Origin of the sequence: Cylindrospermum sp. FACHB-282, assembly GCF_014697195.1 — a bacterium.
Lineage (GTDB): Bacteria > Cyanobacteriota > Cyanobacteriia > Cyanobacteriales > Nostocaceae > Cylindrospermum.
Genome location: NZ_JACJRJ010000092.1, coordinates 1 through 7,119, shown reverse-complemented (window position 1 = coordinate 7,119; position 7,119 = coordinate 1). Strand labels below are relative to the sequence as shown.

General features: G+C 42.7%; 6 protein-coding genes and 1 tRNA gene. 2 read left to right on the top strand and 5 right to left on the bottom strand.

What is annotated here, in order from left to right; translation table 11 throughout:
* Positions 1-316: 316 nt before the first annotated feature.
* Positions 317-721: an IS200/IS605 family transposase gene (tnpA, locus tag H6G32_RS25980; RefSeq protein WP_190463586.1), complete on the bottom strand. Its 405-nt coding sequence runs from the start codon at positions 719-721 to the stop codon at positions 317-319.
* Between the two features lie 67 nt (positions 722-788).
* Here tnpA and H6G32_RS25975 point away from each other — a divergent pair, with 67 nt between their 5' ends.
* Both H6G32_RS25975 and H6G32_RS25970 read left to right on the top strand, forming a co-directional pair.
* Entirely contained in the window at positions 789-1,997 is a 1,209-nt protein-coding gene (locus tag H6G32_RS25975) for an RNA-guided endonuclease InsQ/TnpB family protein (RefSeq protein WP_190463584.1), read from the top strand.
* 258 nt (positions 1,998-2,255) lie between these two features.
* On the top strand, positions 2,256-2,699 hold the full coding sequence (locus tag H6G32_RS25970; protein ID WP_190463582.1) for a DUF2267 domain-containing protein: 444 nt from the start codon (positions 2,256-2,258) through the stop codon (positions 2,697-2,699).
* A gap of 5 nt (positions 2,700-2,704) precedes the next feature.
* On the opposite strand, the gene H6G32_RS25965 is transcribed toward H6G32_RS25970, so the two are convergent.
* From H6G32_RS25965 to glyQ, 4 genes are all read right to left on the bottom strand, one after another.
* Positions 2,705-2,789 (bottom strand) — tRNA-Ser (locus tag H6G32_RS25965).
* A 284-nt stretch (positions 2,790-3,073) separates the two neighbouring features.
* Positions 3,074-3,220 (bottom strand): ribbon-helix-helix protein, CopG family, encoded by a 147-nt coding sequence (locus H6G32_RS25960; protein ID WP_190463579.1) that lies wholly within the window; start codon positions 3,218-3,220, stop codon positions 3,074-3,076.
* A gap of 132 nt (positions 3,221-3,352) precedes the next feature.
* On the bottom strand, positions 3,353-5,713 hold the full coding sequence (locus H6G32_RS25955; RefSeq protein WP_190463577.1) for a ComEC/Rec2 family competence protein: 2,361 nt from the start codon (positions 5,711-5,713) through the stop codon (positions 3,353-3,355).
* A 349-nt stretch (positions 5,714-6,062) separates the two neighbouring features.
* Complete coding sequence (glyQ, locus tag H6G32_RS25950; RefSeq protein WP_190463575.1) at positions 6,063-6,941, bottom strand: glycine--tRNA ligase subunit alpha; 879 nt, start codon at positions 6,939-6,941, stop codon at positions 6,063-6,065.
* Between the last annotated feature and the right edge of the window lie 178 nt (positions 6,942-7,119).

The window sequence follows — 7,119 nt, the reverse complement described above, 5'->3', positions numbered from 1 at the left end:
CCCAAGTTGTAGAGGAATTGCTTGATACTCTACCTGAAATTACAGATATATTACAGGTAGGCTAAAGCCTACCGAGTCGTTTTTCATCCCCGGTCTGAAGTACGGAGTATGGCGCTGTGCGCCTGTTCCTCCGGGGCTTTCAAACTCCCGTCTGTTTCTTGTAAAGCCGATCATCGCTACTGGAACTTGATTGGCTTCTAAATAGAGAATTTGATTTTTATAAAGAATATGCCGAAAACCCCTGAGAAATAGCAACGCAGTTGCGTATTTCGTACTTTAGGCAGGGGATGAAGGCTAACAGCATCCTTGAGGATGCCTATCTTTTTTGTTGTTCAATGTACTTCTTAACCGTCTCTGTGCAAATGTTTCCGGCGGTACTGACAAAGTAACTGGGTGTCCACAAGGTAGGTAGCTTCAACAACTCAGGAAACTCTTTTCTTAGATGATGGGATGCCCTACCTTTGATTTTGTTCATGATATTAGATGGGTTATCAGTAGGCTTGACGTTAAGAAATAGATGTACATGGTCTGCCATAATCTCCATTGCAATAATCCGCCAACGGTTTTCTGTACAGAGTTCACAAATAATTTGCTGCAACCTATCAGCTATTGCACCTACTAATACTTTCTTTCTTCGCTTAGGGATAAACACAAAATGGTAATTCAATAACGACACTGCATTACCTTCGTGCCTGTACTCATCAGGTTTAAAAACTGCCATTGCTCTATTGCCTATTTATATACTTATAGTGTAGATTAAACGTAGCTAGTATACAGGTGATGAAGTAGTGCTGGTTTTAGAGTACAAGGTTAAAGGTAATAAATTACAGTATCAAGCCATTGATGAGGCAATTAGAACTACACAGTTCATTAGGAACAAAGCAATTAGATACTGGATGGACGCACCAAAAGAAGCCAACATCAACAAAGTTGCGCTCAATAATTACTCAACAGCACTACGAAAGGAATTTAAGTTTGTCAAAGAACTTAACTCAATGGCTTGTCAATCAGCTACCGAAAGAGCATGGAGTGCAATTGATAGATTCTACAGCAATCGCCAAACTAAAACTCCAAGTAAAAAGGGGTATCCACGCTTTCAAAAAGATAACCGTTCTGTTGAATACAAGACTTCTGGATGGTCATTGCATCCCAGAAAAAGACGCATTACTGTTACTGATAAAAAAGGGATTGGTGAACTTAAGCTGCTAGGTAAATGGGATATTCATACCTACCCGGTCAAGTCAATCAAACGTGTTCGGTTGGTTAAAAAAGCCGATGGATACTACTGTCAATTCGCTATCCAAACTGAGTTGGACACCGAGCCAAGGGTTGCTGACGGTGAATTAGGTTTAGACGTTGGTTTAGAATTTTTCTACTCTGATTCCAACGGACACCATGAACCCAATCCAAGGTTTCTAAGAAAAGCGGAAAAATCCATTAAACACGCTCAACGCCAGATTTACAAAAAGGAGAAAGGTAAAAACCAACGACGCAAAGCAAGACAGAGATATGCTCGAAAACATTTAAAAGTAAGTAGACAACGTCATGAGCATTCCAAGAGACTGGCACGCTGCGTATGCAAGGCTAACGCCTTAGTGGTCTACGAAGATTTAAGAGTTAAGAACATGGTTAAAAATCACTGTCTAGCCAAATCTATCAATGATGTTAGTTGGGGATTGTTTCGTCTTTGGTTGGAATATTTTGCCGGCAAGTTTGACAGTAAAATTGTTGCTGTCAATCCTAGAATGACATCTCAAAAATGTAGTGCTTGCGGCACAACAGTGAAGAAATCTCTTTCAACTCGTACCCACAAATGTAGTTGTGGATGTGAGTTACAAAGAGATGTCAACGCAGCAAAAAATATTCTCAATCTTGGTAAACAAGCTACGGTCGGGCAGACCGGAAGTAACGCTACTGGACTAGCAACCTCTACTCTACTTGGGGAAACCCTGGTTGAGCAAGCGGCTAGGGTGAAGGTAGAATCCCCGTGTCTTTAGACCGGGGAGTGTCAATTGCTGAATTTAGGTTTACAGCCAATCTTGGAACAGACTCATCTGGTAGATAGAGGAGTAGAGACACAATCATGCACCATTGGCTAGAAGAAAGAGCATTCTAATCTTTCTAGGATCTATCAAGGTGAAAGTACAACTATTTAAATTCCCAACTAGCCTATTTTCCCCAGATATATCAGCCATTTGTCTTGCTCTTCAAAGGGTTTAACAAGAAGTCTCATGCAAGAAATAGGAGGTTTCATTATGACAATGACCGGATTAGATATCTTCGATGCTACTGTTCAGAAGACTATTCCTTGGATCAATGACTTAGCAAAAGAACTCGGTTGGGAAAATAAACACAAGGTTTTTCAGGGTTTACGGGCGGCATTACACGCATTACGCGATCGCTTGACTGTAGAAGAAGCATCTCATTTAGGAGCGCAGTTACCCATTTTACTCGCCGGATTCTACTACGAAAACTGGAGACCAGGGGCAACCCCGACCAAAGATCGGACTAAGGAACAATTCCTCAACCATATCCGTGACTACTTCCGCAATATTGATCCTGACATCGATGCTGAGTATCTCGCTCGCGCTGTCTTCAAGATCCTTGCACAGCGGGTTTCCCAAGGAGAAATTGAAGATGTTATTAACATGATGCCGCCAGCCTTGCGAGAACTTTGGACTCCAACAGTGCATAGTTAATTCAACGGAGAGGGGGGGATTCGAACCCCCGTTGGGTTTCCCCAAAACGCATTTCGAGTGCGTCACCATCAACCACTCGGACACCTCTCCAGCTATTGATTCACAGATGTGAGTATCTATTCAGGATCTAAATTTCGTTAATTAAGGAAAATACAAACTATAGATCCTAAAAAATTATAGCATTCTGATCAACAATGCGATCGCCAATAAATTCGCCCATGTCGTCTTTTATCCCCAAATCCAGCAGTTCATCTCAAAGAGGGGATTTCCTGCCATTTACTCATTTCAACGCTTTTGACACAATTTGCCGCTGAAAGCCCAGCAATATCAACTAGGCTCAAATTGGTTGATACTTCTTACAAGAGTCCAATGAATCAACCTTTTAGTCGCCGTTTCAATCTTCTGATCATCTCCCTCAAAATATCAGTTTGAGTTCTGCCCTCTTGTTCACAGTATTGTTTCAGTAAATCTTTTTCCTCTTCTGTCACACGAAAAGTAATAAAAATTTCAGGCTTGGGCATAACTGGATACCTCGATGTGTGGTAGTTTAATTATAACGAGCAGGGTAATTAACCACGCGAAAAACTCAGTATCCCAGAAGAAATTCAACAGAAAATATAGAGTAGAGCTTGGATATGGAACCAGTGAGAACTTCAAAAAACGGAAGACTTGTTTTCTGTGACCTGGATAAAGGACTCAAATTCACCACTGGGCGTCCATTGAATGGCCCCATTTTTGCCTGTGAAGAATAGTTTTATCTTTGCCTTACTTAGTTCAGACAGAGTTTTTGGGTCAAGGTTACCATTCGTAGCAATCGCCACCTGAGGTTTCAGAGCCATAACCAAATCTTTCAAAGACTCAGAGGCACACCACAGCACTTGTGGACGAAGCAAAGCCCCCGTATTAACTAGCTGTGTTAACTCTTGAGATTTGATATTACCTACTAATAACCAATTCTGACCAAAAATTTGCAATTGTAAGATGGGTAATTGGTTGTTGATTAATTGCGCTACTATCGAACCAGTATTCACAGTTTGACCAAGTGCCAAAGATTGGTAGACGCCTTGATGCTTTTGCAGTTCCTGCTGAATTGCCTGCCTTTGTGGAGTATTTTCTGAATTCTGGGAATATTCATAAAAATTTTTAATCGGTAACCGTTGCAGCACTTCCACCCAAGCATCACTTTCATTACCTGGAAATTTACTAGCGATCGCCCAATCAATTTGATTTACACCCTGCTGTTGCAAAAACGGTAGGATTGTGAAGCGACCAGTATTTTCATTTCCGCTATTAATTAGAGTCACAGTTCCTTGGTTTTGAATTACTACAACTGGTTCTGCACCAGATGCTAATACTGTGATCCTCAACAACGAGTTAGCAGAATGCCAAACTGGAACCAGTACCAAAGCAATAGCAAGTAAACTAGCAAACCCCCAGCGTTTCTGCCACCAACGCACCTGCCAAGCCAATATCATTAGTGCATAAATTGCCAGGGTCTGCCAAATTGATATGCTGCCAACCGCAACCAAGTTTCCTGGTAAATTACTAAAAAATTCCACTAACTGAATTAGCCAATTAGTAGGGTGATACAACATCGCAGCCAAAAAGCTGCCAGCTTCAGGCAAAATTAATGCTGCGATCGCACTAATAATTCCACCTATACTAATAATCGAAATCAATGGAGTACTCAGGATATTTAGCAGCAGGCTGTAAGTTGGCACAACTCCAAAAACAAACAGCTGTAAAGGCAAAGTCCAAATCGTCGCCGCCAAGGGTACAGCAATCAAAGCAGCGATCACCGGCGGTAACCAACCCAAGCGTTGAGTAATCGGCGGTACTGTCACAATTAATCCCAGCGTCGCTAAAAAACTCAGTTGAAAACCCAAGTCCCAAATCCATAAAGGATTAAACAGCAACAACAGCGTCGCCGCTAGCAGCAAAGCTCCCAACTGTTTTACCTTTCTTTGTAATGCCAGTCCAACTAACGCCGCAAAGCCCATAATTACGGCTCTGAGAACTGCAGGCTGAAAACCCGTTAAACTCAGGAAAATAATTAAAGCCAACGAGCCAAGGGTAATCTGCGTTCCCTTTTTTGCCCGCCTTGTCAGCTGTAATATCACACTCAAAATCAAAGAAGTTTGAAAACCAGAAGCTGCCAAAGCATGAGCTAAACCCGCTTTGATAAATAAGTCGCGGATATCGTAGGGTAAATCAACAGCTTTGCTGCCTAAAACCATTGCACTGACAAGAGGCCCTGCTGGGATACCCAAGGAACGAACTTGCGATCGCACAATTCGCTCTCGAACTTGCCACCATCCCCATTGGCGATCCTCATCCAGCAAATTTACCTGTTGTCCTATCAAACCAGCAAATGTACCTTCCTGCTTGAGAAACTTCTGAAAATCAAAAGCGCCAGGATTTAAAGCCACCTTTGGTTTATACAAAACCCCAGTCACAGCAATTTGTTGACTAGGGTGTAACCCAGTAGCCTGAAGTAACGGTACCGTCACATATAATTTACCCGTCGCCCCTTTTGGTACACCTGCTGGGCCTTGATCATTTTTGACCTCATCTAATTGACTCACATCTAACCAAAATTGTCCCCGCTGACTGCGAGTCAACCGAGGATTACTCGCCACTTCACCCCGCACTATTACCAGTTGTTCTTGATTACTATTATTATTTCCAGAGAGGACGAACGTACTGATGTCTTTTGCTCCTGGCTGGGGCATCCGCCATTGAAAATATATACTTGCCAATAAACCCACCAAGCCAGCTGCTAGCCATATTCTAGGATGAGGAATAGTTTGCTGGGTATTGGTTACTGCCTTAGTTTTGTTTATAGCACTTTCTTTTTTTTGAGCAAGTTGCCGCAGAATAGCGTAGCGTCTTTGAAACAGAACTGCTGCCACTATCCCCAGAAGCACAATCCACACCCCACCCAAGGGAACTGCTGTAAACAGCAACCCTAGAATATAGCCAAGACAAATAATTACACCACTCGTCTGAATCATAAAACTTTTTGCCAAAATACCCGGCGAATAAAATTCGCAGTTATGCAAGCCAAGTCCACGCAGGCAAACTTCATTAATATTTAGCCTGCTTTAGCTCACTTGTAGAGATGCGATTTATCGCGTTTCTACCTTAGCAATAGCAGCATAATTAATGGATTTCCCCAACGCACAATCATTTCCGAAAGTCCAAGAAAAAAACCAAGCAATGAGCACTTCTAGTACTTCACTCAAATTCACCATCTGGAGTACACCATTATTTATCCCATAAAACTTAATTAATCCCCCCTTTTCAGGGAGGATTAGGGGAATCTAGTTAAACTGATTCATCCTCAGTACAAATCCCCTCTGTTCAACTTACGGTATTTTGGAGCAAGGGAAAACCCAACCTTTCCCTTTGCTCCACATATAAATGAGCCACCTTTCTTGCCAAATGCCGAATCCGGGTAATGTAACGAGTCCTCTCCGTAACTGAAATTATACCTCGTGCATCCAACAAATTGAAGGCATGAGAACACTTAATCACATAGTCCAGGCTCGGTAACACCAAGCCTCGTTCCGTTAATTGTGTAGCTTCCTGCTCATATAGATTAAACAAAGTCAACAGCATTTCCGGGTTCGACGCTTCAAAATTGTAGGTACATTGCTCAATCTCCCCTTGGAGGTGAACATCACCATACATAATATTCTCCGTCCACTGGATCTTAGTAATTGCTTCCACTTGTTGGAGATACATCGCCAGTCGCTCTAACCCATAAGTAATCTCAATCGAGACAGGACGGCAGTCAATTCCCCCACACTGTTGGAAGTAAGTAAATTGAGTAATTTCCATCCCATCTAACCAAACTTCCCAGCCAGTACCCCAAGCTCCCACCGTCGCATCTTCCCAGTTGTCCTCCACAAAACGAATATCATGATCTTCCGGACGAATGCCTAAAGCCCTCAATGAATCTAGATAAATCTCCTGGACATTATCTGGCGAAGGCTTAATCAGCACTTGGTACTGGTAATAGTGTTGGAAACGATTAGGATTTTCGCCGTAGCGTCCATCTGTTGGACGACGACAAGGCTCAACATAGGCTACAGCCCACGGTTCCGCCCCCAGCGCCCTTAAAAAAGTATGCGGGTTCTTAGTACCTGCCCCCTTCTCCATATCGTAAGGCTGGGCAATCAGGCAACCACGGTCGCCCCAGAACTGATGCAATATAGCTATTACCGACTGAAAATTCACGCTCTACTATTCCTTGAGTCAACAATGCATAAACCATTGTGGCGTAAACCCAGTACCACCAGCAGTTTTAGTCGGCGCCAAAGAATATCCAAAATAAATTTGGAAAAAGAGTTGACAAAGAAATGTAGACTCGCTATATTAGATGAGTGCCGGAAAGCGAGCGCGACAGAGCGGCGCC